We start from the raw sequence: 23651 nt of genomic DNA, 5'->3' as shown, positions 1-23651 counted from the left end.
CCTTGCCTGGAAACGCGCCGCTGATTGCGTTATCAAGCATCCCCTTGCTCCCGCGCGTGGCGGGCAATGATGCTCTCCTCGTCGGTCGCGACGACGCGTATTTCGACCTCGCTGTCCGGTTGGCTTATGGTCCCGGCATGGGCGGCATTGGATGGCTCGTCGATCGCCACCCCAAGCCAATCAAGCCTTTCGCATATTGCCTTGCGGACCGGCGCCGAGCGCTCGCCGATGCCGGCGGTGAACACCAGGCATTCGAGGCCGCCCAGCGTGTTGGCGAGCGCGGCAGCTTCCCGTGCCACCCTGAAGGCAAAAAGCTCTACCGCTTCGCGGGCGTGGGGGTCGTCGCTCGCTTCCAGCGTGCGCATGTCGCCCGAGATGCCGGATATTCCAAGCAGCCCGGATTGCTCATAGAGCATATGCTGCAGAGCCTCTCCGGCGATGCCTCGTTCCAGGACGAAGTACAAAAGCACGCCCGGATCGATGGCGCCGCAACGCGTGCCCATGACCAGCCCGTCGAGCGCGGAAAAGCCCATCGTTGTGTCGAAGCTTCTCCCGTCGCGCATGGCGCACAGGCTCGCCCCGTTGCCGAGATGGGCGACGATCGTCCGCTTCGCTGCAAGCGCCGGCGACATCGCCTTGAGCCGCCCGGCGATGTACTCGTAGGAAAGTCCGTGAAACCCATAGCGGCGGATTCCGTCCGCATCGTATTTGCGCGGCAGCGCGAAGCGGCTGACGATCGGATCGATCGTCTGATGGAAGGCGGTGTCGAAGCAGCCGACCTGCGGCAGATCCGGCCGCAGCGCCGCAAGTGTGCGGATCGGCGCGAGACTGCGGGGCTGGTGCAGCGGCGCAAGCGGCGTCAGCCTGTCCAGGGCCTCGATCACGACCGGCGTCAGGCGGACGGGTTCGACGAACTCGCGCCCGCCATGCACGATGCGGTGACCGGCGCAGACCAGTTTCCTGCCGCCAAGTTCGCTCTCGATCCAGCGCAGCAAATCGCCGATGCCCGCATCGCGTGCGTCTGCGGCAAGCGGCCGATCACACTGCATGGTTCCGTCAGCCGCTTTCGCGCTGAGCCTCGGCGCATCGCCGAGATCCAGCTTGCCACGCGAGACAAGCTGCAGTTCCGCGGAGGGTTCCAGATCGTATAGTCCGAACTTGATGCTGGAGGAGCCGGCGTTCAGTGCAAGAATTGCCTGTCGCATCAATCGCCAGCCTTCGTCGAGCTGTTCTCGGGCCAGTTCCACTCCTGGATCTCGGGCATGTCTTCGCCATGCTCGCGGACGTAAGCCTTGTGTTCGTCAAGCTTGCCGTGAAGTTCGGCGGCAAGGTCTTTCGCCCGTTCGGCGAGCCCAGGCACGCGTTCGACCGCCGCGAGCGCCAAGTGGTAGCGGTCGAGCTCATTGAGCACGACCATGTCGAAAGGCGTCGTCGTGGTGCCTTCCTCGTGAAAGCCGTGCACGTGCATGTTGTCATGGTTGGCGCGCCGGTAGGTCAGGCGGTGGATGAGATAGGGATAGCCGTGATAGGCGAAGATAACCGGCCTGTCTTTCGTGAACAGCGCGTCGAAATCCTCGTCCGCCAGGCCATGCGGATGCTCTGAATTCGACTGCAGCGTCATCAGGTCGACCACGTTGACGACGTGAACCTTCAGGTCAGGAAGCGCCGAACGCAGAATGTCGGCGGCCGCGAGCGTCTCCAGTGTCGGCACGTCGCCGGCGCAGGCCATGACCACATCCGGATCCTCGCGCTCCGCAACCGTCCCGGCCCACTCCCAGATTCCCGCCCCCGCCCTGCAGTGGGCCTCCGCGGCGTCGACGGACAGCCATTGCGGCGCCGGCTGCTTGCCGGCGGTGATGACGTTGATGCGGTTATAGGTTCTCAGGCAATGGTCGGTGATCCACAGCAGCGTGTTGGCATCCGGCGGGAAATAGAGCCTGACCGTGTCGGCCTTCTTGTTGGCGACGAAATCGGCAAAGCCCGGATCCTGGTGGCTGAAGCCATTGTGATCCTGCCGCCAGACATGCGAGGTCAGCAGGTAATTGAGGGAAGCGATCGGCTCGCGCCAGGCAAGCTCGCGGGATGTCTTCAGCCATTTCGCATGCTGGTTGACCATGGAATCGACGATGTGGATGAACGCCTCGTAACAGGAGAACAGGCCATGGCGGCCGGTCAGCAAATAGCCCTCCAGCCATCCCTGGCAGAGATGCTCGCTGAGCACTTCCATGACGCGGCCGTCCCGGGAGAGTTTTACGTCATAGGGCTCGATCCGCTGCATCCAGACCCGGTCGGTAACCTCGAAGACCTCGTCTAGGCGGTTGGAGGATGTCTCATCCGGCCCCATCAGTCGGAAATTCCCGGCCTGCGCATTCAGGCTTATGACCTCGCGGAGATAGCTTCCGAGAACCCGCGTCGCCTCGGCCTTGGCACCTCCCGGACGCGGCACGTCGAGCGCCAGGCTTTTCCAATCGGGAAGCACGAGGTCGCGCTTCAGCAGTCCGCCATTGGCATAGGGGGTTGCGCCCATGCGCCTGGATCCGGTTGGCGCAAGTGCCGCCAGTTCTGGAAGAAGATGCCCGCTGTCGTCGAACAGCTTTTCCGGTTCGTAGCTCCGCATCCAGTCTTCGAGGATCTTGCGATGTCCCGCATTGCTGCGGGCGTTCGACACCGGCACTTGATGCGAGCGCCAGAAATCCTCGACCTTCTCGCCATCGACCTCCTTCGGGCCGGTCCACCCCTTCGGGCTGCGCAGCACGATCATCGGCCACAGCGGACGCTCTCCTTGCCAGAACGGTGTACGGGCGCGCTCCTGGATCGAGCCGATTCTGTCGAGCACGGTGTCCAGCTTGATGGCCATCAACCGATGCATGGGAATCGGCTCGTGACCTTCGACGAAAAAAGGTTCGTAGCCATAGCCGGCGAACAGGGCTCGCAATTCCACGTCATCCATGCGGGCAAGGATCGTCGGGTTGGCGATTTTGTAGCCGTTGAGATGCAGGATCGGCAGCACAGCGCCGTCGGATGCCGGGTTGAGGAACTTGTTGGAGTGCCATGCCGCCGCGAGCGGACCGGTTTCCGCTTCGCCGTCGCCGACGACGCAGGCGACCACCAGATCGGGATTGTCGAAGGCCGCGCCGAAAGCATGGACCAGCGCATATCCCAGTTCCCCGCCTTCATGGATCGAGCCGGGCGTTTCCGGAGCAGCGTGGCTCGGCACTCCGCCGGGGAACGAGAATTGCCGAAAAAGTTTCCTCAACCCGTCTTCGCCCTGGCCGATTTCGGGATAGATCTCGCTGTAGCTGCCCTCGAGCCAGGTGTTCGCCACCATCGCCGGGCCGCCATGACCCGGGCCGCAGATAAACAGAACGTCGAGACCGCGTTGTCGGATGACGCGGTTCAGGTGGACGTAGATGAAGTTGAGGCCAGGCGTCGTGCCCCAATGGCCGAGCAGCCGCGGCTTGACGTGTTCGGCTTTCAGCGGCTCGCGCAGCAGCGGATTGTCCATCAGATAGATCTGGCCAACCGAAATGTAGTTCGCGGCCCGCCAATAGCGGTCCATGAGATCGACCTGATAAAGGCCTGTTAGGGTCGCAGGCTTCTGAGCCTCGTCGTTCATGGAAAAATCTCCAGAATGCGTTCGCCCGTCGATATCTGGAGTGACATCGCCCTGGAGAAAGGATTTTCACGGAAATAAGTTCGGCTGGAGCCGCCGTTGCGCCGCCAATCGCTCTTTTGCAGGAACCTGGAAGCTCGCCAACGGTTAAGGAGACTAGCCGCCCGACATGAGTTGCCGAGGCCGAGCGCATACCCGAGAAGCCGTCGGGCACGATTAGGGGACAATCGGGGGGCTGTCATCTCGCAAGAGGAGCAAAACGATGCTCGATCTTTCCCACGAACGCAACCGAATGGTCGAAGTCCATCTCAGCCGCCGTGGCATCCATGATCGCGAGGTGCTGGAAGCGATGCGTGAGGTTCCGCGCGAGGCTTTCGTCGCTCCCGGTTTTGAAGAATTCGCCTACGAGGACGGGCCGTTGCCGATCGCCGAGGGTCAGACGATATCGCAGCCCTACATCGTCGCCTTGATGATCGAGATGGCGGAAATCGGACCGGGCGACCATGTCCTGGAGGTTGGCACCGGTTCGGGCTACGCGGCTGCCGTGATGAGCCGGATTGTCGAACGCGTCTACACGATCGAGCGCCACGCCGGGTTGGCCGAAACGGCGAGACAGCGGTTCCAAGAGCTTGGCTATGACAATATCGAGGTCCGCACCGGCGATGGCACCAAAGGCTGGCCCGACGCGGCGCCCTTCGACGCCATTCTGGTCGCCGCCGGCGGACCCGGTGCGCCGCTTGCGCTTCAGGAACAGCTCGACGTTGGCGGCAGGCTGGTCATCCCGGTCGGCGACGAGCCGCATGATCAGCGCCTTCTCAAGGTCACCCGAACCGGCGCTGCAACTTACAGCGAGGAGGATTTCGGCGGCGTGCGGTTTGTCCCGCTCATCGGCGAGCAGGGCTGGCCCGAGAGCGGCAACCGTATCGCGAATGATGGTCCGTCCGGACGCGCGCGCACGCGCAGCCTGCCGGAGATGATCGCGGCGGCGGCCGAGCCGCTGCCGGGCTTCGACGATCCGGCGTTCGGCGAATTGTTCGACCGGTTTGGCGACCGGCGCGTCGTCCTGCTCGGTGAAGCGAGCCACGGCACGTCGGAGTTCTACCGGGCCCGCGCCGCGATCACCCGCAGGCTCATCGAGAAGCACGGCTTCACCATCGTCGCAGTCGAGGCCGACTGGCCCGATGCAGCGGCGATCGACCGCTACGTCCGCCATCGGCCGCCACGCGCCAACGCCGATCCGCCGTTCCAGCGGTTTCCCACCTGGATGTGGCGCAACACCGACGTTGCGGCGTTCGTCGACTGGATGCGACATCACAACGAGCGCATCAGGCTATCGTCCCGACTGGCGGGGTTCTATGGCCTCGACATCTACAATATGAGCGGATCGATCGCCGCGGTTCTGCACTATCTCGACCGGGTCGATCCGCAGGCAGCAAAGATCGCGCGTGAACGCTATGGCTGTCTGACGCCTTGGCAAAATGAACCATCCACCTACGGCCGTGTCGCGCTCACTTCGGGTTACCAGAAATGCGAGCAGGCCGTGCTCGAACAATGCCGCGAACTGCTTGCCAGGCAGCTCGACTATGCCCAGCAGGACGGCGTCGATTTCCTGGATGCGACCCAGAATGCCCGGCTGATCGCATCCGCGGAACGCTACTACCGGATCATGTATTATGGCGGCGCGCAGTCCTGGAACCTGCGCGACACCCATATGTTCGAGACGCTCGAGCATCTGCTGGAAGCTCGCGGGCCGAACGCCAAGGCGGTCGTGTGGGCGCATAATTCCCATATCGGCGACGCCCGCTACACCGAAATGGGGATTGTCAGGGACGAAGTGAACATCGGCCAGCTCTGCCGCCAGCGCTTCGGCGACGAGGCAGCCTTGATCGGGCTCAGCACGCATTCCGGGACAGTCGCCGCGGCCTGCGACTGGGACAGCGAGATGGAGATTAAGCGGGTGCGGCCTTCCCATAGCGATAGCTACGAGCGGCTTTGCCACGATTGCGGCGTCTCGCGTTTCCTGCTCGATATCAAGCGCGACGATACGTTGCGCGAGCGGCTTCTGGAGCGTCGGCTGGAGCGCTTCATCGGCGTGATCTATCGGCCGGAAACCGAACTGCGCAGCCATTACGCGGATGCCTCTCTTGCCCAGCAGTTTGACGCGTTCGTCTGGTTTGACGAAACCGTCGCGGTGACGCCGCTTGGGCCGGAGCATGTCGGAACCGGCGTTCCCGACACCTATCCGTTCGGGCTCTAGCCGCCTCGCGGACAAGGCCGCGTCAAGGTGAGTTTCGGCGGAACATTCATCGCGCCGTGCTGTTTCTAGTGCATGTCGCCCAAAAGTGCGCAGCGGTTTTGGGACAACGACATGCATAAAAACAAAGATTTAAAGCGCGTCGATTGAATCCGTTTCAACGCGATGCGCTTTAGAACAGGACACTTTTCGAAGGAGTTGTGCCATGAGCGGAACCAAACATCCAAAGTGGAAAAAGCCGAGCGATGCCGATCTGAGGAACAATCCCGGTATCGGCACCTCGAAGGGCACGATCAAGGAAGGCGACGAACTCGTACTCGAAGGCGAAAACACCATCGAGGGCGATGTCGAGAACGACACGAACGCCCTTGGCGGGATCAATCCAAGACAAAAGATGCGGACGAACAAGTAGCGTCGCTGCGCATCCCACGCGCTATTCACTCCCAGCATAAAATGTCGCGGCGACAGCAATCGAGATCAGGCTCAGCATCGCCAGAACTGCCCTGGCGACGTGCGAGGCTTCCCAAACATCGCGCAAGTCTTTCCAGTCGCCGCTTTGCTTCCGGCGGAGCATTGAAAAAAACGTCGCGGCTGGATTCGACACTGCGACGTCCTGCACCCAGAAATTGTTGACGGGATGTGTTACCAGCCAATAGGTCGCATGTTCCGCCACCAGGAAGACAAGGGCCGCCAAAGTCCACCAGAATCGACCGCCTGGATAGGGCGTGAGGTAAAGCAGGATGGCGAGTGCAATGATGCCGCCGATCTCGGCAAACCCGCCGATCGTGAAGCCGGGATAGTAGATCTCCTGCACAGATTTGTAGGTGGCCTCCTTGAGGCGCAACTTGCCGGGCAACTCCAACGCGTGTGCGAGCGACAGCGCCATTGCGATTGCGACCAGAAGAAGGGTGACAATCATGAACGCGCGCATGCTGTTCCTCCCTGAACCGTCTTGGCAATACGCGGCGTACATAGCGTGCTCGCCGACACGGTAAAGGCGACGAAGGTGGAGCCGCCGCTCCATTATTCAACGCCGCTGGCATTGAGCCCCACCGCCAAGGCATGGAACCATCGTTCGGCGCGATGGTTGTCACCCTGGATGATCCTCCTCCGAGCAAACGGAAGGAGACACATGTCGCTGCGAACGACCCACGTCTAGGCCGGGGTCGACAGCGAGAACGAGCTATTCATTGGCGCCGGAGCTGTTGAGTGGAAACACATTGGCGCCGAGGAGATGTGAAGCAAGCTTCGGGGAGTCTCCGATGACCGATCCTGATCCAGACCCGAACAATCCCGTGCCGATACCGGATAATCCCAATCCTGAGCCGGCCCGGCCTCCTGCTCCGCCGGAGACTCCGCCAGGTGAGCCTCCGGGCGTTCCTCCGCCTTCGCCTGATCCCGTTCCCAGCCCCGAAAGGCAGCCCGTCGAAATTCCTCCCGATATACCACCGGAGATCCCTACGGAACCGACCTTCCCGGGTCCGACGGCCAGGGCATTGGACCCGGAGCATTGGACCCAGGAGTAAAAACCCGGCTGTAGAACGACGCCGTCGCCGGCCATTCCGGTTTTGGTCATTCCCCGATTTGGCTGGTCGAACGTTCGTTGAGCGTCGCGCCGGTTTGCGCATCGATCGCCGCCAGGCTGACCTCATAGCCCCACAGGGTCCGGATATGGCGCAGCGTCGCGTCGCGACCGCCCTCCTCCAGCATGATGCCGTTCTTCACCTTGTGCTCCAGTCGCAACTGCCGGTCGCCGAGCAGATCGACATCCACCACCTGGATATCCGGCCGGCTCGCGCCGATGTCGTAGCTCTGGGCGAGCCCGGCGCGTATCTTTTCGTAGCCACGCTCATTGTGTATCGACGCGACTTCGTAATGCGGCTCGCTGGCGGCGTCGGCGAGGACAAAGAACCGCCACTTCCGCATCAGAGCGGGGCTCAGATACTGGCGGATGAAAGATTCGTCGCGATGGTTCGCCCACGCGTCGAGCAGGGTTTCGCGCCAATCGCCGTTGCCGGCGATATCGGGGAACCAGTCACGATCCTCGGCAGTCGGCTCGGTCGCTATGCGCTGGATGTCCTGCATCATGTCGAGGCCCAACGCATAAGGATTGATGCCGGAAAACCGCGGGTCGTCGAAGCCCGGCTGAAAGATCACGTTCGAATGGTTGCGCAGGATTTCCAGCATCGCGCCTTCGCTGATCAGGCCACGATCGAACAGCATGTTCATCAGCGTGTAGTGCACGAAGGTGGCGCAGCCTTCGTTCATCACCTGCGTTTGCCGCTGCGGATAAAAGTATTGCGCGACCACGCGGACGATCCTGACGATTTCACGCTGCCAGGGCTCCAGGACCAGGCTGTTTTTTTCCAGGAAGTAAAGCAGGTTCTCCTCGGGCAGCTTGAGCGTTTTCTTTCGCTCCGCGATGTCGGAATTCTTTTCCCCAACATTGTCTCCACCCTTCGAAGGCGGCAGCGTGCGCCACAGATCGTTGTAAGAACGCTCTTCGTACTCCAGGCGCTCACGAACGCCTACACGCTGCCGCTCCGACGACAGCTTCGGCGGCCGGCGATATCTGAAGACCCCCTGTTCCATCAGCGCGTGGGCCGCATCGAGGATCGCCTCCACCGCGGCAACGCCGTGCCGTTCCTCGCAACGGGCAATGTAACCCTTGGCAAAGTCCAGATAACTCAGGATCGCGCTGGCGTCCGTCCATTGCCGGAACAGATGATTGTTCTTGAAAAAATGATTATGGCCAAGCGCTGCATGAGCTGTCACCAGGGCCTGCAGGGCCATGGTGTTTTCCTCCATCAGGTAGACGATGCAAGGATTGGAATTGATCACCAGCTCATAGGCGAGCCCCCGCCCGCCTTTGCGGTAGAGCAATTCCTGGTAGAGAAAATGCTTGCCGAAGGACCAGTGGCGATACATCAGCGGCATGCCGACCGAGGAATAGGCGTCGAGCATCTGCTGGGACGAGATGATCTCCATCTGCACCGGATAGATGTCGAGATGAAGCTCCTCGATGGCGATCGCCTCGATCGCTTCGTAGGCGCGCGACAGTGTCTTGAAATCCCAGTCGGACCCCGAAAAGAGCAAACCTGATTTGCTGGTTTGGCCTGGTTTGCCGGTTTGGCCTGATTTGCTGGTTTGGCCCGACTTGCTGGTCTGGCCCGACTTGATAGTCTGGTTCGCCATCGGCTCCCCTCAAGCGCTTTTCTGCAGGACCGGCTGCCTGGCAAAGAGCTGGCGAAAGACCGGATAGATGTCGGCTGCGTTGGCGATACGGCTCATCTGGAAATTCGGCCATCGCTGGTTGACAACGCTGTAGGCGCGCCAGAGCGAGGTTCCATTGTCGGTGGTGCCGAAAATATGGCTCTCACGTTCGTCGATGATCTCGACATAGGCGAAATACTGGCACAGGCGCATGATCTGGCCGTCCATCAGGCCGATGCAGCGCTCAGAATCGGTGACGAAATTGTCGCCGTCCGACGCCTGGGCGGCATAGATGTTCCACTCGTTGCTGGGATAGCGTTGCGCGATGATGCGGTGCATTTCCTCGAGTGCCGTGGAAACAACCGTGCCGCCGCTTTGCGTATTGTAGAAGAAGGTTTCCTCGTCCACCTCCTGCGCCTCGTGCGTATGGCGGATGAAGACGATTTCGGTGCGGTCGTAGCGCCGTTTCAGGAACAGGTGCAGCAGCACGAAGAAGCGCTTGGCCAGATCCTTCTCGCGTTCGCCCATCGAGCCGGATACGTCCATGAGACAGAACATGACCGCATTGGCGTTCGGTACGGGCTGGGCGTCGAAACGGTTGAAGCGGATGTCGACGGGATCGACATAGGCGATCCGCTTGCGGCGGCGCTCAAGTCGCTCAAGCTCCTCCCGCAGCGCTGCAATGCGCTGGCGTGCCGGCGCCGCGCTCTGCGGCTCGGCCTCCAGGATTGCGAGTTGCTCCGCAATCGCATCGAGTTCCTCCTGCTTGGGGCGCCTTAGCGCAATCCGGCGACCATGGCTGTTTCGCATCGTGCGCCCGACATTGATGTTGGTCGGCGAACCGGTCGCCGCGAACCCGGCGCGGCGCGGTTTGAAGGATAGTATCTCCTTGAGGTTGAGCTTGACCATGTCGGGAAGTTCGAGATCCTCGAAAAAGAGGTCGAGCACCTCCTCGCGCGAGAGCACGAAACGAAAATCGTCCTCCGAGACCGTTTTCCCGGGAGATGAGCCGCCGCCGCCCTGGCCGGGCTTCGGAACCCGGTCGCCCGGGGCGAAATGCTTGTTGCCCGGCAGGATGTGCTGCCGCCTGCCGCTGTCCTTGGCATCGCTGAAGCTCGGCTCTGCTGTGCCCCTCGCCGGCATCGAGACGGTGTGCTCGCTGTCGACATCGGCGATCTTGCCGGTACGGATCCGATCCCGGATGCTTCGCTTCAGCTCTTCGCGCGCACGCTTCAGGAAGCGCTGGCGGTTGCCGAGGCTCTTGTCCTTTGGGTTCAGTCGGCGATCGACAAAGATCGGCATGGAACCATCCCGGCCGGACTCAGCCCGCCTTGTTCACCCGCATGTACCAGTCCACCAGTCGGCGGACCTGGCGTTCGGTGTAACCGCGTCCGACCATCCGATGCACGAACTCGGTATGCCGCTTCTCCGTTACGCTGTCCTGCTTGGAGCCGAAGCTGATCACCGGGAGCAGATCCTCGACCTGGCCGAACATCCGCTTCTCGATGACTTCGCGCAGCTTTTCATAGCTCGTCCACGAAGGGTTGCGGCCATGGTTCCTCGCCCGGGCGCGCAACGTGAACTTCACGACCTCGTTGCGGAAGTCCTTGGGGTTGGCAATGCCGGCCGGCTTTTCGACTTGCGACAGTTCGTTGTCGAGCACCTCGCGATTGAGGATCTGGCCGGTATCGGGGTCTTTGTAGTCCTGGTCCTCGATCCAGGCATCGGCATAGGCGATGTAGCGGTCGAACAGGTTCTGGCCGTATTCGCTGTAGGATTCCAGATAGGCCTTCTGAATTTCATGGCCGATGAACTCGGCATAGCGCGTGGCCAGTTCCGACTTTATGAAGTCGAGATAGGCGGCTTCCGTTTCCTTAGGGAACTGCTCGCGCTTGATCGCCTCCTCCAGAATGTACATCAGATGCACGGGATCGGCGGCCACTTCCTTGGTGTCGTAGTTGAAGGTCTGCGACAGGATCTTGAAGGCAAAGCGCGTGCTGACGCCGGTCATGCCTTCATCGACCCCGGCGGCATCGCGGTATTCCTGAACCGACTTCGCCTTGGGATCTATGTCCTTGAGGTTCTCGCCGTCATAAACGCGCATCTTGGTGTAGAGCGGCGAATTGTCGTGCTCGGCCAGACGGGTCGAAACGGTGAACCGGCTGAGAATGTCGAGAACCTCCGGTGCACAGGAACTGGAGGCCAATTCGCTTTCGCGCAGCAGCTTTTCGTAGATCTGCCTTTCTTCTGTGACCCGCAGGCAATACGGCACCTTGACCACCAGGATACGGTCGAGGAATGCCTCGTTGTTCTTGTTGTTCTTGAACTGCAGCCATTCCGATTCGTTGGAGTGGGCTACGACGATGCCCTGATACGGGAAAGATCCGAAGTTTTCCGTACCGTTGTAGCTGCCTTCCTGGGTAGCGGTCAGCAACGGATGCAGGACCTTGATCGGCGCTTTGAACATCTCGACGAACTCGAGCAGCCCCTGCGTGGTCCGGTTCAGGCCGCCGCTGTAGGAATAGGCGTCCGGATCGGATTGGCTGAAATGCTCGAGCTGTCTTATGTCGACCTTGCCGACCAGGGCCGAAACGTCCTGGTTGTTCTCATCGCCTGGCTCGGTCTTGGAGATGCCTATCTGGCGTAGCCGCGAAGGCATGAGCTTGACGACGCTGAACTTGGAGATGTCGCCGGACAGTTCGTCGAGGCGCTTGGCCGCCCATGGCGAGATAAGACCGTTCAGCCGGCGCCGCGCGATGCCGTATTTGTCCTCCAAAAGGTCGCCCATGCGGTCAGGATTGAAAAGCCCGAGCGGCGATTCGAAAACCGGACTGATCTGGTCGCCGACCTTCAGCGTATAGATCGGACGCTCCTCCATCAGCTTCTTCAGCCGTTCGGCGAGCGAGGACTTGCCGCCGCCGACAGGGCCAAGCAGATAGAGAATCTGCTTGCGCTCCTCGAGCCCCTGAGAGGCATAGCGGAAATAGCCGGCTATGCGCTCGATCGTGTCCTCCATGCCATAGAACTCGGCGAAGGTGGGATAGACCTTGATTGTCCTGTTCGAGAAAATGCGGCCGAGCCGCTCATCCATGCTGGTGTCGATCAGGGTGGGCTCGCCGATCGCCTCGACCATCCGCTCGGGCGCCGAAGCATACATCGATTTATCCTCGCGGCAGGCAAGGAGATATTGCTGGATGCTTATCTCCTCCTGCGCCGCATTGGTGTAAATCTCCGAAAACAGATCGAAGACGTCGGAGTGGTTCTCGCGCATGGTATTCCTCGCCCCGGCCGGTCTGGTTGCTGTCGCCTCTTCACTCAACTGTCGGAAAGCCTTTGTGGTTCCCTACTACACGTAGTGCGTCTGCGACCGGATGTTAGGGGTCCAGACAGATATCGTGAACGCCTGGAAGTCAGCCAGCGAATGGCTCGCACAATGGAACGTTTCCGAGGGAAGTCCATTCTTCCACCAGCGCTTGCCGAGCGCAACAGCCCGCTGGGTACAAGTTGCCTTTCTGAAGCAATAAACCGCCCGCGCTCAGCAGTTGCCCGCGCTCAACAGTTGCCCGCGCTCAACAGTTGCCCGCGCTCAGCAGTTGCCCGCGTTCAGCAGTTGCCCGCGTTCAGCAGTTGAATGGCGAATCACTGGCCATTCGGCGAAGAGAACTGCACTGCGGTGTCCAACCCTGCACCGGGAGCAACGGTTTCGCTCCTGATGGGTAACGAGAGAAAGGAGATGTTCCATGTTCGAGAACAGCATGTGGTTGATCGTCGTTGCTGGCGGCCCGCTACTGCTGGCAATCCTGCTCGCCTACGCACTCCTTACGTGGCGACGCCGTGGGCCCGCAGAGCGCAGAGAAAGCGATCGGGCCACCGAGCGACTGTATCGCGAGGAAAACGACCGCGCGGGCGGAGGCGGTTGAGAACCTCATCGGCAGGCCCGACTTTGGTCTTGCTGCTAGACTCCAACACTTTCGGGCCAAAGCGCCCGGATCTGCTTCGGCAACGCGTCCCGCACCTTGGCCGACTGGCCGAGGTCGATATGCCTGGCGAGTACCTTGAACACGGATCTCGTCGCATCCTCGGGATTCACCGGTCGAGTGGATTTCATCTCCTCGGCCACCCGCTGCAAAAAATCCTCCAACGAACGGCTGCTCGTCGGCAGATCACGCGGCCGATACCGATCATAGTAGGCTCCGCGCACGAGAAGCGGCAGTTCAGCCCCCAAATTGGCAGCCAGTTCGATCTGCAGCCAATCCCGCAAGGTGCGTAGAACGGCTCCCAGCATATGCCAGGCCACGCGCCTGTCGGGCCCGTGATCGGCCATGATCTCGTCCAGCCAGATGTTTGTCGTCTGCAGGGTTTTGTCAAAAACTTCCAAGCCCGTTGCGCTCATCGTCGCCTCCTCTGGGCAATCCAACACCCGCCCCAAATACCCGCCATGACGCGCAAACGGCGATCGAGCGCAATTGTTTCGTCACTCGTTGAAAATTGTCCAAGAGCTCTTTACGCGTACAGTTACGAACGGGCACCCCAAGGAGGCGGCCATGAAGAGCGATACCGAATATCTACGTCTCGCCGTGGAGATCGCCACCGAGAGCCGGGCGAGTGGCAATCATCCTTTTGGGGCGCTCCTGGTCGGGCCGGAAGGCGACGTGCTGCTTTCGTCGGGCAACACCTACGCGCGGGATCGCGGCGTTGGCCACGCAGAGGCAAACGTGGCCCGCGCAGCTGCGCAGCAATACGACCCGACCTTTCTCGAGCGATGCACGCTGGTGACCTCGGTCGAGCCGTGCTGCATGTGCGCAGGGGCCTGTTACTGGGCCGGCATCGGCACCGTGGTCTACGGGCTCAGCGAAACGCGGCTGGCCGAGCTGACCGGAGACAATTCGGAGAATCTGACCGTCGATCTGAGTTGTCATCAGGTGTTCGCCGCCGGACGGCGCCATGTTGCAATCCGTGGCCCATTCCCTGAACTCGAAGAAGCGATCGTAACCGACCACAAGGATTTCTGGTGACAGAAAACCAATCATAAAAGGACTGCTGTCGGTGAAGAATCCGTAGCCTCTGCGGCGCCATAAGCTCCGGCCACTTCCGGCCCAAAGGTTTGACACGCGAGGCCCGCGTGTTGTCGCAGAAAGCCATCGACGCGTTCCTCGCAAATCCGGTGCGCATCTCAATACTCGCACGCAAAACCGCCGACTGGAGCCTACATTCGGACTCGAGCGACACGTTCATTCCACCAGTTCGAACGCTCAGTTGCCCGGAACCTTCCGCCCCTCTCGCCGGTTTACCGCGGAGGGGTTGCAAATGGGTCGATATTTCAGCCTGTCAGCTGCGTCATTGTTGCTCGCGAGCGGCTCTGCCGGCGCCCAGACGAGCACTCAGTCGGCACTTGAGCCCGCGGGAGCGGAAGCGCAGCAGATAGAAATGCTGTTTTGGGTCATGCTAAGCGGCGGCGCCGTCATCTGGCTGGGCGTGGTCGGCCTGCTTCTTCATGCAGCCCTCGTCAATCGCCGCAGGCTGGCCGAAAAGTCTGCCAGCAGCATCATCCTTTGGGGCGGCGTAGTCTTCCCCTCGGTCACGCTTTGTGCGCTGCTCGCCTATGCGTTGTGGCTGATGCCTGGCCTTCGGCCCTTCGCCCAGGCGAGCCCCGCCGCCCTGCGGATCGAAGTCACCGGCAGGCAGTTCTGGTGGGAAGTTGTCTATCACCCTCCTCTGGGACCGCCGGTCGCGTCTGCCAACGAGATCAGGCTGCCGGTCGGCGAGCGGGTCGAATTGACCCTGAAAAGCGCCGATGTGATCCATTCCTTCTGGATCCCACCGCTCGGCGGCAAGATGGACATGATCCCCGGCCGCACCAACAGGCTTTCGATCATGGCCACCAAACCCGGTATATTCCGCGGCCCGTGCGCGGAATATTGCGGCACGTCTCACGCGCTGATGGCGCTCTCGGCCGTCGCCATGGCGCCCGAAGCCTTCCGGTCCTGGCTTGCCGCCCAGGCAATTCCCGCGGAAGGGGCCGGCGCAAGCGGCGGCGCGCTGTTCCTGCGCCATGGCTGCGGGTCCTGCCATGTCGTCGCGGGCACCGATGCGCGCGGCCTGATCGGCCCGGATCTTTCGCATATCGGTTCCCGCGCCACCGTCGCAGCCGGAATCCTGCCCAACACCGAAGACGCCGTCACCCGCTTCATCGCCCGGCCCGACCTGATCAAGCCTGGTTCCGGGATGCCGGCCTTCGACATGTTGCCGCCGGGCGACATTCGCGCCATGGCCGCCTGGCTGAGGGGCCTGCGATGAGCGCTGCTGTCAAGGAGCGTTCGCCGGAAGAATACAAGGCGCAGGAACAGCGGCTGCGCGCCGTCTGGGCCAATCCAACCGGCTGGCGCTACTGGACCTCGGTGAACAATTACCAGATCGGCCTCTGGTACGGCTCGGCGGCCTTCGCCTTCATGCTGTTTGCCGGCGTGCTCGCGCTCCTGGTGCGGCTACAGCTCGCCGCGCCCGACAACGACTTCCTCTCGGCCGACTTATTCAACCAGGCTTTCACCCTGCACGGCACGGTGATGATGTTCCTGTTCGCGGTGCCGATCTTCGAGGCGGTCGCGATCTTCCTGCTGCCGCCGATGCTGGGCGCCCGCGAAATGCCGTTTCCGCGCCTCGGAGCCTTCAGTTTTTGGAGCTTTTTGCTCGGCGGTATCTTCGTCTGCGGCTCGATCTTCTTCAATGCGGCGCCGTCGGCAGGCTGGTTCATGTATCCGCCGCTCGCCACCGACAAGGAGTTCTCCGGCATTGGCGCCGACATCTGGCTGCTCGGCCTTTCCTTCATCGAAGTCGCCTCGATCGCGGCCGCCGTCGAGCTCATCGTCGGCATCATGAAATGCCGCGCGCCGGGCATGCGCATCAACCTGATGCCGCTCTTCGCCTGGTACCTGCTGATCGTCGCCGGAATGATCCTGTTCGCCTTCCCGCCGCTGATCGCCGGCGACCTCCTGTTCGAGATGGAACGGATGTTCGATTGGCCGTTCTTCGACGCGGCGCGCGGCGGCGACCCGCTGCTGTGGCAGCATCTGTTCTGGATATTCGGCCATCCGGAAGTCTACATCATCTTCCTGCCGGCGATCGCGCTGATGGCCATGATCGTGCCGACTTTTTGCCAGCGTCCGATCGTCGGTTACTCCTGGATCGTGCTCGCGGCAGTGGGGACAGGGTTCCTTTCCTTCGGCCTGTGGGTGCACCATATGTTTGCCACAGGCCTGCCGCAGATCTCGCTGGCCTTCTTCTCGGCGGCCTCCGAGGCGGTGGCGATCCCGACGGGCGTGCAGATCTTCGTCTTCATCGCCACCATGCTGGCCGGCCGGGTGATCTTCTCGACCCCTATGCTGTTCGGCACCGGAGGGCTGGCCATCTTCGTCATTGGTGGCCTGACGGGCGTCATGGTGGCGCTCGCACCTTTCGACTGGCAGGCCCACGACACGTATTTTGTCGTTGCGCATCTCCATTATGTGCTGATCGGCGGCATGCTTTTCCCGGTCGTGGCCGGGCTCTATTACTATTACCCGCTGATCGACGCGAAGAAGCTCTCAGACCGGTTGGGGCGGCTCGCCTTCTGGCTGATGTTCTGCGGCTTCAACATCGCCTTTTTCCCCATGCATCTGAGCGGCTTGCGCGGCATGCCCCGCCGCGTCTTCACCTATCCAGCCGAAATCGGCTGGAACTGGCTGAACCTGATCTCGACGGCCGGAGCCTTCATTTTCGCCGCGGGCGTGCTGGTGGTCGTCTTCGACGTGCTCAGGCCAAAGCACCGGCAGCCGCGCGGCGAATTCAACCCGTGGAATGCCGGCACGCTGGAATGGATTTCCGAGCCGGAGGAGAACTGGGGCGTCCGCTCGATACCCATCGTGCGCAGCCGCTACCCCTTGTGGGACCAGAAGGACCTTGCCCGCAAAGTCAATGAAGGCCGCTATTATCTGCCCGACGCGGAAGAGGGATGGCGCGAGGGACTGGTCACCACCGTGCTCGACGCCGAACCCGTCCAGGTGCTGCGCGTCGGCGGCACCTCCCATGTCACCATCGTCTCGGCTCTTTCGCTCGGAGGCACCTTCATCGCGCTTACCTTCCACTGGTGGATCGCGACGGCGCTGGCCGCAATCATCTGCTTTTGCGCCGTCATCTACTGGCTCTGGACGGGCACTGGCGAAATCCCCGAGAAGCCGGAAAAGGATGTCGGCCTGGGCCTCAGCCTGCCGCTTTATGCCTCCGGCTCCGATTCGGTCGGCTGGTGGGCGATGTTCATCACCATGGTGGGCGATGGCACCGCGTTCGCCAGCCTCGTCTTCGGCTATTTCTTCTACTGGACGATCCATGCCAACTTCACCGCGGGGACTGCCGGGCCCGATGCGGTCTGGTCGCTGGTGGCTGCCAGCCTGTTCGCTGCGGCGTGGGGCCTGATGGTGGCGGCACGCACGGTCAACAGGCGCGGCGCTACGGCCACTATGCGCGGCTTGCTGGTGCTGTCCCTGCTAACGACCGTTGCCGCGTCCGCCACAGGCCTGGCCGCGCCATTGTCTCCAGGCATGGACCCGACGCGCCACGTCTATCCCGCAATCGTCTGGATCCTGGTGATCTGGGTGCTCGCCCATGCAGCGCTCGGCACAGTCATGCAGGCCTATTGCCTGGCCCGCTCGCTGGCCGGCCGACTGACGCCGAAGCATGACCTGGATCTAGGCAATGTGGTGCTCTACTGGCATTTCCTGCTGATTGCCGCCGTCACCACCTTCGCCATCATCGGCCTCTTTCCGGCAGCGATGTGAGGCGCCGATGTGGCTTGTCCCAAAACAGATCGAGACACTGTGGACGCTGTTCACTGCGCCGGTGGTGTGGGCTGCGCATTTCCTTGTTTGCTACATCGGCGCGGCGATCTATTGCGCCAAGCCCGAGCTTGTCGGGCTGAGTTTCAGCGCTGTGCGCGCCGGCATCGCCGCCGCCACCGTGATCGCCCTCTCGCTGATCGCGCTGTCAGCATGGCTCGCCTGGCGGCAATGGGGCTTCGGCACAGACGATCCGCCGCACGACGATCCGACGAGACGCGACCGGACCCTGTTCCAGGGCTTTGCGACGCTGCTGCTCTCGGGTCTCAGCTTCATCGCCGTGATCTTCACCGCGATGCCTGCATTGTTCCTGACGGAGTGTATCCGGTGAGACGCGCCTGCCTCATCCTCGGCATCCTCGTCCTTGCCCTGGTCTGGCTCGGGCCGCTGCTCGATGGCTTGCGGGATCCGTTTTCGGCGCACATGCTGGCGCATATGGGAGTGGTGGCGATCGCCGCGCCGCTGATGGCGATTGGCGTCCCGCTCGGCCCGACACCAGGTGCGAGCCGGGCGTTCACCCTCGCCCTCCCCGCCTCCCTCGTCGAACTCATCGTCGTCTGGTCCTGGCACGCACCGGCCTTGCGGGCTCTGGCGCAAAGCTCGCTGTTTGTCACCGCTGTCGAGCAGGTCACGTTCCTTGCCGCCGGGCTGTTCCTGTGGCTGGCCTGCCTGCCGCGCCGCGGCTCGGACACCACAGGCTATGCCGCCGGCGCCTTCGCCCTGCTTCTGACGTCCATCCACATGACCTTGCTCGGCGCGCTGCTGGCGCTGACCCCGCGGCCGCTTTATGGGACCGGCGAGACAAGCTGCTTCGGCATCGCGCTTTCCGCCCAGCAGGATCAGGAACTTGGCGGCGTCATCATGCTTCTGGTCGGCGCCGCGGTCTACCTGGCCGGCGGCGTGACGCTTTTCGCGCGCATCCTCGCCACACCACCGCGGAAGACGGTCTGATGCATATCAGCTGGAAGAAGCTCGCCATAGCGCTTGCCATTCTGCCCTTCGTCGTGGTGCTGGCGGCCTGGATCGGCTTTTTCAATGTCGGTGCCTCGAGCGGCCACTGGAAGATCACGGAATGGTTCCTCCATTTCGCCATGCGATCGGCTGTGCGCACCTATGCCCTGGCGGTCGACGCTCCAGAGGCTCTGCCGCGCCATGCGATTCAGCCGGCCGCCGGGCATTTCGCACGCGGCTGCGCCATCTGTCACGGCGCGCCGGGCGAGCCGCGATCTCCTGTCGTCATGAGAATGCTGCCGCAGCCGCCTGACCTTGCTGGGGCCGTCGGCGAATGGTCGGACGCGGAGCTTTTTCGTATCGTCAAGCACGGCGTGCGTTTCACCGGCATGCCGGCCTGGCCGACGCAGGAACGCGACGACGAGGTCTGGGCGATGGTCGCCTTCCTGCGCGAACTGCCGTCGCTGGACGAGGCCGCCTATCGCGATCTCGCCTATGGCGAAAGGCTTGCGCCTCCTGCAGGCGCTGCCGAAACCCTGCCGCAAGTGCTGGCGGATTGCGCCCGCTGCCACGGCGAGGACGGTCTTGGAAGCGGTCCCGCGATACCCGTTCTGGCCGGGCAGAGCGAGGCGTATCTGCTTGAAAGCCTGCGTGCCTATGCCGAGGAAGGCCGGGCAAGTGGGTTGATGAGCCTGCCCGCCATTGCGGCAGGGCCTCAACTCTGGCCGGACCTGGCCAGGCATTTCGCTGCCCTGCCGGCGATGCACCCCGGCGGCGGCGGCGATCCAGCACTTGTCCGGCGCGGCAAGGAAATCGCCGAGAGCGGCGTCAGGCAGGCCAATGTGCCCGCCTGTCTCGGCTGTCACGGAAGACAGGACCGCAGCCCGCTCTATCCCTCGATCGCCGGCCAGCCGGCGCCCTACATCGAGACGCAGCTTGGGTTGTTCAGGGCGGGAAAGCGTGGCGGAACGCGCTTCGGCCATCTCATGGCAAATGCCGCGAAGGGTCTGACGGACGACGACGTCCGCGCGCTTGCGGCCTACTTCTCCCGATCGGCCGCTGCGTCGGCAACCGCAACGCGATAAGCGCGTTTGCGTTCTTTCGACGTTTTTCGAGGTGCTGGTGAAAAACTTGGCTACCGCCCTTCTCATGCTGATCATTGTTCTCGTAATCGCCGCAGGAGCGATCTTCTTCCTGTCGCGCGAAGAGGCAACCGTTCCGATCGCCGAGACCTATGGCCCCAACCCGACCCTGCCGGAGCCCAATCCGACCTGGCTGCCGACCGTCCATGTCGCCAAGGCCATGCCATGGCCGCAGGGCACCAAGCCGACAGCGGCCCAGGGATTTGCAGTCAACGAATATGCCCGAGGGCTCGACCATCCGCGCTGGCTGTATGTGTTGCCAAACGGCGACGTGCTGGTGGCCGAGAGCAATGCGCCGCCCAGGCCGGAGGAGGGCTTCAGCATACGGCGCTTCTTCGTCAATTTCTTCCAGAGCCAGGCCGGCGCGGGGACGCATAGCGCCAATCGCATCACGCTGCTGCGCGATCAGGACGGCGACGGGGTGGCAGAAACCAGAACCGCCTTTCTCACCGGGCTGTTCTCGCCATTCGGCATGACCCTGCTCAACGGCAAGCTCTACGTCGCCAACGCCAATGCAATTGTGGCCTTTCCCTACCAGGAGGGTGCGACCGAGATCACCGCACCAGCGGAGAAGATCGTCGACCTGCCCGCGGGGAGGAACCACCACTGGACCAAGGACGTGACCACCTCGCAGGACGGGACGAAGCTCTATGCGACGGTCGGATCCAATTCCAATGTCGGCGAGAACGGCCTGGAGGAAGAAGAGAACCGAGCCGCCGTGCTGGAGATCGATCTCACCTCGAGACAGACGCGTCTCTTCGCCTCCGGCCTGCGCAATCCGAACGGCCTCTCGTGGAACCCGGAAAGCGGTGAGCTCTGGGTCGTCGTCAACGAGCGCGACGAGATCGGCAGCGATCTGGTGCCGGATTACATGACTTCGGTGAAGGATGGCGGCTTCTATGGCTGGCCTTACAGCTATTTTGGCCAGCACGTCGATAATCGCGTCAAGCCGCAGCGGCCCGACCTCGTCGCCCAGGCGATCAAGCCGGACTATGCGCTCGGGGCGCACACGGCTTCATTGGGACTGACCTTCAACACAGGCGACCTGTTCGGTCCTCAATACAGGAATGGCGCTTTCGTCGGGCAGCATGGCTCGTGGAACCGCAGGCCGCACAGCGGCTACAAGGTGATTTTCGTGCCGTTTTCAGGCGGCAGGCCCTCCGGCCCGCCCCAGGACATCCTCACCGGCTTCCTGAGCGAGGACGACAAGGCTTTTGGCCGTCCCGTGGGAGTGGCGATAGACCGGCGCGGCGCCCTGCTGGTGGCGGATGATGTCGGCAACAAGATCTGGCGGGTCGTTCCAGCTCAGACGCAATCGGCACTTTGAGCAGTTCGTGCTGCCGGCGGCCCGGAAGCGATATGGCACCGCTCGCCATTGCCGGTCGGACACGGCGTTCCGGCGCCGATCAAAGCCGAAAATCAAGCTGTCGTTACCAATCCGCGCCCCCGTGCGTGCCGGACCCTTTGACGCATACGATCGGCAAGGGAAGCGAGCGAGCCTTGCGCCGTGCGCGTCCCAAGGACGGATTGCAGGACAACGCCCTGCGTTGCGAATTTATGCTTGAACGCCTCTGCGCCGCACAGGAAATCGACCGTGCTCAAGCCGTGATCGAACGACCACTGTATGTAGTCCATCATCAGGATCATGCCCGGCGACGCCTGGCTGAAATCCGGATCGAAAGTGGTCACGAACGCCATCATGGTGTGGTGCTGGACGAAGTTGATGGAAACCGCGACCATTGCGCCATCGCATTCAAGTACGAAAATGTGCAGCACGCCGGCACGCGCCAGCGCGTCAACAAGTGCGGCCAGTACCGGCGCTCCCTCTTCGAAAAGTTGCGATTCACGCTTGCGCTCGACCAGCCATCTGCGCTTCAGGGCAGAGAGCCGGTCGAGTACCGGCTGCAGTGGCTCGTCTGGCGCAAGCAGGCGAAATTTCATTTCGCCGGCTTCTTCCAACGTCTTGACGCCGCGCCGATAATTCTGCCGTGTCTTTTTCGACTGCTCCGCGAACCACGCTCCTCCGCTCGCCCACTGTCCGGCGACGCGATAACTGACTTCCTCCCTGTGATTGGGGCGAAGCCTGATCCCGCTGGAGGTATCCGGAGTGAGAATTTTGCGGGCCGCCGCACCCGGCAAGAGACGATTGAGAAAGGCAATATCGAAGCCACCGGCGTCACAGATCCGGGCCCATACTCCCTGCAGGGCCGATAACGAGCATTCCGGAGCAACGAGAATATCGCCGTAATCGGTATAGCTGCTGGCCGCCCATTCGAGAAACCGCAGGCCCTTGCGCTTGCGGATCGCCATGGGAACGACAGCAACGAGCCTGTCACCATTCCAGACCAGGCCGATCCGCAGCGCGCGCTGGTCACGGTCCGCTACGGTATTCCACCAGGCCGAAATCCAGGCATGACTCTGAAAGACCAGCCCATCGGTGCGATGCCAGAGATGCGCCCAATCGGCTTCGATCGCAGCCAGGCGATCCGCCGAACGGACAACTTCCAGGCGCTCCGCGCTCGAGGCGTCAATCGAAACAATGGTGTTCATGAAGGGGAACGATCCTCTGCGATGGCATCCGGACGCCTCTGGAACAGTCTGCGGACATGCCCTCCCATCTTCCTGAGCGGCAGGATGTAAAGCCCAAAGAGCGATTGATAGTCGCGCACATCGCGATCAATCAGGCCAAATTTGAGGTCTTCATCCGGATCCGGGACAAACTGCGTCCCGAAGAGGCGATCCCAGAACGAAAACAGCAGGCCAAAATTCTTGTCGTAGTGGCGAGGGTCGATGCTGTGGTGCACCTGGTGCCAGTGCGGACACAAGATGACGTTGTTCAACGGGCCGAAGGAAATCTTGAAATGGGTATGACGAACAAAGTCCATCATCAGGATGTTGCGGATGACATAGACGTTGATGCCGAAGATGGCGATCTCGACTGGATCGAGCGCGATCAGGCTCCAGATGCCGAAGCAGATCCCCGGGATGACGCCATCCCAGATACGGTTCATCAGATCGTCCAGCGGGTGAACCCTATCCTTGGTGATTCCCACCATCACCTCGGCCGAATGATGCACTTTGTGCAATTCCCACAGGAACGGGAAGTGGTGCTGGGCGACATGGTAAAGATAGTATGAAATGTCGTAGGCGATAAGCATGGTTGCGGTGAAGACGACGATCGTCACCGGTCCGGCCGCGCCATCGATGAGCGGCGCCTGGATACCGAGCAGCCACCCGATTGCGTGGTGCGTCCCATAGCCGACGGCGGCAACGAAGGTGACGCCGGCAGGGATGAGCAGGAATGGCATTATCGCCCGTTTGGTGACCCAAAATAGGAAATCCGCTCGCGCCGACGGGTGCAGGATGACTTCCGCCGGGAAAGCGAAATCGAAAAAATCCCTGAGGGATTTATGCTCGACAGTCCGCCAGTAAGCGACCACCGCGCTCCCCAGTGCCGTGAAAAACAGGAGGCCGAGCGTCACCAGATCGACGTTCGAAAGCTTTTCCACAATCAATCCGGCGAATTCAGAAAACATCGGTGCGGTGGCTCCTGTGCCGTAAAATGGCCGTCCGGCGAATTGCGAAGCAAAAAACTTGCCAAACCCACTGCA

General features: G+C 62.0%; 19 protein-coding genes. 10 read left to right on the top strand and 9 right to left on the bottom strand.

The window, feature by feature from the left end; genetic code table 11:
• Window positions 1-32: 32 nt before the first annotated feature.
• Together AC0L2B_RS04950 and AC0L2B_RS04945 are read right to left on the bottom strand one after the other, a co-directional pair.
• Entirely contained in the window at window positions 33-1205 is a 1173-nt protein-coding gene (locus tag AC0L2B_RS04950) for an acetate/propionate family kinase (protein WP_473744459.1), read from the bottom strand.
• Entirely contained in the window at window positions 1205-3616 is a 2412-nt protein-coding gene (locus AC0L2B_RS04945) for a phosphoketolase family protein (protein ID WP_473744444.1), read from the bottom strand. Before AC0L2B_RS04945 ends, AC0L2B_RS04950 begins: the two co-directional genes overlap by 1 nt.
• Before the next feature lie 259 nt (window positions 3617-3875).
• Here AC0L2B_RS04945 and AC0L2B_RS04940 point away from each other — a divergent pair, with 259 nt between their 5' ends.
• Window positions 3876-5870: a protein-L-isoaspartate(D-aspartate) O-methyltransferase gene (locus AC0L2B_RS04940; protein ID WP_473744443.1), complete on the top strand. Its 1995-nt coding sequence runs from the start codon at window positions 3876-3878 to the stop codon at window positions 5868-5870.
• A gap of 202 nt (window positions 5871-6072) precedes the next feature.
• Entirely contained in the window at window positions 6073-6279 is a 207-nt protein-coding gene (locus AC0L2B_RS04935; protein ID WP_027151394.1) for a hypothetical protein, read from the top strand.
• Between the two features lie 21 nt (window positions 6280-6300).
• On the opposite strand, the gene AC0L2B_RS04930 is transcribed toward AC0L2B_RS04935, so the two are convergent.
• From AC0L2B_RS04930 to AC0L2B_RS04915, 4 genes are all read right to left on the bottom strand, one after another.
• On the bottom strand, window positions 6301-6891 hold the full coding sequence (locus AC0L2B_RS04930) for a DUF1772 domain-containing protein (RefSeq protein WP_473744442.1): 591 nt from the start codon (window positions 6889-6891) through the stop codon (window positions 6301-6303).
• A gap of 548 nt (window positions 6892-7439) precedes the next feature.
• Window positions 7440-9062 (bottom strand): SpoVR family protein, encoded by a 1623-nt coding sequence (locus AC0L2B_RS04925; RefSeq protein ID WP_473513364.1) that lies wholly within the window; start codon window positions 9060-9062, stop codon window positions 7440-7442.
• A gap of 9 nt (window positions 9063-9071) precedes the next feature.
• Complete coding sequence (locus AC0L2B_RS04920) at window positions 9072-10382, bottom strand: YeaH/YhbH family protein (RefSeq protein ID WP_473585946.1); 1311 nt, start codon at window positions 10380-10382, stop codon at window positions 9072-9074.
• Between the two features lie 19 nt (window positions 10383-10401).
• A complete protein-coding gene (locus tag AC0L2B_RS04915; protein WP_027151391.1) occupies window positions 10402-12351 on the bottom strand; it encodes a PrkA family serine protein kinase in 1950 nt (649 codons plus the stop codon).
• Between the two features lie 469 nt (window positions 12352-12820).
• On the opposite strand from AC0L2B_RS04915, the gene AC0L2B_RS04910 reads away from it, so the two are divergent.
• Window positions 12821-13000 (top strand): hypothetical protein, encoded by a 180-nt coding sequence (locus AC0L2B_RS04910; RefSeq protein ID WP_473744441.1) that lies wholly within the window; start codon window positions 12821-12823, stop codon window positions 12998-13000.
• Window positions 13001-13035: 35 nt separating this feature from the next.
• Here the strand turns inward: AC0L2B_RS04910 and AC0L2B_RS04905 are convergent, their stop codons facing one another.
• Complete coding sequence (locus tag AC0L2B_RS04905) at window positions 13036-13473, bottom strand: DUF2267 domain-containing protein (protein ID WP_473744440.1); 438 nt, start codon at window positions 13471-13473, stop codon at window positions 13036-13038.
• 151 nt (window positions 13474-13624) lie between these two features.
• Here AC0L2B_RS04905 and AC0L2B_RS04900 point away from each other — a divergent pair, with 151 nt between their 5' ends.
• From AC0L2B_RS04900 to AC0L2B_RS04870, 7 genes are all read left to right on the top strand, one after another.
• Complete coding sequence (locus AC0L2B_RS04900; RefSeq protein WP_473744439.1) at window positions 13625-14095, top strand: nucleoside deaminase; 471 nt, start codon at window positions 13625-13627, stop codon at window positions 14093-14095.
• Between the two features lie 292 nt (window positions 14096-14387).
• Complete coding sequence (gene coxB, locus AC0L2B_RS04895) at window positions 14388-15377, top strand: cytochrome c oxidase subunit II (RefSeq protein ID WP_473744438.1); 990 nt, start codon at window positions 14388-14390, stop codon at window positions 15375-15377.
• The gene (gene ctaD, locus AC0L2B_RS04890; RefSeq protein ID WP_473744437.1) at window positions 15374-17890 is read left to right on the top strand and encodes a cytochrome c oxidase subunit I; all 2517 of its coding nucleotides are present in this window, start codon (window positions 15374-15376) and stop codon (window positions 17888-17890) included. Before coxB ends, ctaD begins: the two co-directional genes overlap by 4 nt.
• A 7-nt stretch (window positions 17891-17897) precedes the next feature.
• The gene (locus tag AC0L2B_RS04885; RefSeq protein WP_128166553.1) at window positions 17898-18278 is read left to right on the top strand and encodes a hypothetical protein; all 381 of its coding nucleotides are present in this window, start codon (window positions 17898-17900) and stop codon (window positions 18276-18278) included.
• A complete protein-coding gene (locus tag AC0L2B_RS04880; RefSeq protein WP_473744436.1) occupies window positions 18275-18898 on the top strand; it encodes a cytochrome c oxidase assembly protein in 624 nt (207 codons plus the stop codon). The genes AC0L2B_RS04885 and AC0L2B_RS04880 overlap by 4 nt, the downstream gene beginning before the upstream one ends.
• The gene (locus AC0L2B_RS04875) at window positions 18898-19983 is read left to right on the top strand and encodes a c-type cytochrome (RefSeq protein WP_473744435.1); all 1086 of its coding nucleotides are present in this window, start codon (window positions 18898-18900) and stop codon (window positions 19981-19983) included. Before AC0L2B_RS04880 ends, AC0L2B_RS04875 begins: the two co-directional genes overlap by 1 nt.
• Window positions 19984-20047: 64 nt before the next feature.
• Entirely contained in the window at window positions 20048-21367 is a 1320-nt protein-coding gene (locus tag AC0L2B_RS04870; RefSeq protein ID WP_473744458.1) for a PQQ-dependent sugar dehydrogenase, read from the top strand.
• A 92-nt stretch (window positions 21368-21459) separates the two neighbouring features.
• Here the strand turns inward: AC0L2B_RS04870 and AC0L2B_RS04865 are convergent, their stop codons facing one another.
• Together AC0L2B_RS04865 and AC0L2B_RS04860 are read right to left on the bottom strand one after the other, a co-directional pair.
• Window positions 21460-22590: a GNAT family N-acetyltransferase gene (locus AC0L2B_RS04865; protein WP_473744434.1), complete on the bottom strand. Its 1131-nt coding sequence runs from the start codon at window positions 22588-22590 to the stop codon at window positions 21460-21462.
• Window positions 22587-23576 carry a sterol desaturase family protein gene (locus tag AC0L2B_RS04860; RefSeq protein ID WP_473744433.1) on the bottom strand — a complete coding sequence of 330 codons (990 nt, stop codon included), beginning with the start codon at window positions 23574-23576 and terminating at the stop codon, window positions 22587-22589. Before AC0L2B_RS04860 ends, AC0L2B_RS04865 begins: the two co-directional genes overlap by 4 nt.
• Window positions 23577-23651: the final 75 nt, after the last annotated feature.

Source organism: Mesorhizobium sp. WSM4815, assembly GCF_055811575.1.
The sequence above is the reverse complement of the archived record's forward strand: the minus strand, read 5'-3'. Positions and strand labels throughout refer to the sequence as shown.

What these genes read in the sequence shown, in the direction of transcription:
- AC0L2B_RS04950 (WP_473744459.1), bottom strand. Translation starts at nt 1,205, where the DNA reads ATGCGACAGGCAATTCTTGCACTGAACGCCGGCTCCTCCAGCATCAAG.
- AC0L2B_RS04945 (WP_473744444.1), bottom strand. Translation starts at nt 3,616, where the DNA reads ATGAACGACGAGGCTCAGAAGCCTGCGACCCTAACAGGCCTTTATCAG.
- AC0L2B_RS04940 (WP_473744443.1), top strand. Translation starts at nt 3,876, where the DNA reads ATGCTCGATCTTTCCCACGAACGCAACCGAATGGTCGAAGTCCATCTC.
- AC0L2B_RS04935 (WP_027151394.1), top strand. Translation starts at nt 6,073, where the DNA reads ATGAGCGGAACCAAACATCCAAAGTGGAAAAAGCCGAGCGATGCCGAT.
- AC0L2B_RS04930 (WP_473744442.1), bottom strand. Translation starts at nt 6,891, where the DNA reads ATGGAGCGGCGGCTCCACCTTCGTCGCCTTTACCGTGTCGGCGAGCAC.
- AC0L2B_RS04925 (WP_473513364.1), bottom strand. Translation starts at nt 9,062, where the DNA reads ATGGCGAACCAGACTATCAAGTCGGGCCAGACCAGCAAGTCGGGCCAA.
- AC0L2B_RS04920 (WP_473585946.1), bottom strand. Translation starts at nt 10,382, where the DNA reads ATGCCGATCTTTGTCGATCGCCGACTGAACCCAAAGGACAAGAGCCTC.
- AC0L2B_RS04915 (WP_027151391.1), bottom strand. Translation starts at nt 12,351, where the DNA reads ATGCGCGAGAACCACTCCGACGTCTTCGATCTGTTTTCGGAGATTTAC.
- AC0L2B_RS04910 (WP_473744441.1), top strand. Translation starts at nt 12,821, where the DNA reads ATGTTCGAGAACAGCATGTGGTTGATCGTCGTTGCTGGCGGCCCGCTA.
- AC0L2B_RS04905 (WP_473744440.1), bottom strand. Translation starts at nt 13,473, where the DNA reads ATGAGCGCAACGGGCTTGGAAGTTTTTGACAAAACCCTGCAGACGACA.
- AC0L2B_RS04900 (WP_473744439.1), top strand. Translation starts at nt 13,625, where the DNA reads ATGAAGAGCGATACCGAATATCTACGTCTCGCCGTGGAGATCGCCACC.
- coxB (WP_473744438.1), top strand. Translation starts at nt 14,388, where the DNA reads ATGGGTCGATATTTCAGCCTGTCAGCTGCGTCATTGTTGCTCGCGAGC.
- ctaD (WP_473744437.1), top strand. Translation starts at nt 15,374, where the DNA reads ATGAGCGCTGCTGTCAAGGAGCGTTCGCCGGAAGAATACAAGGCGCAG.
- AC0L2B_RS04885 (WP_128166553.1), top strand. Translation starts at nt 17,898, where the DNA reads ATGTGGCTTGTCCCAAAACAGATCGAGACACTGTGGACGCTGTTCACT.
- AC0L2B_RS04875 (WP_473744435.1), top strand. Translation starts at nt 18,898, where the DNA reads ATGCATATCAGCTGGAAGAAGCTCGCCATAGCGCTTGCCATTCTGCCC.
- AC0L2B_RS04870 (WP_473744458.1), top strand. Translation starts at nt 20,048, where the DNA reads ATGCTGATCATTGTTCTCGTAATCGCCGCAGGAGCGATCTTCTTCCTG.
- AC0L2B_RS04865 (WP_473744434.1), bottom strand. Translation starts at nt 22,590, where the DNA reads ATGAACACCATTGTTTCGATTGACGCCTCGAGCGCGGAGCGCCTGGAA.
- AC0L2B_RS04860 (WP_473744433.1), bottom strand. Translation starts at nt 23,576, where the DNA reads ATGTTTTCTGAATTCGCCGGATTGATTGTGGAAAAGCTTTCGAACGTC.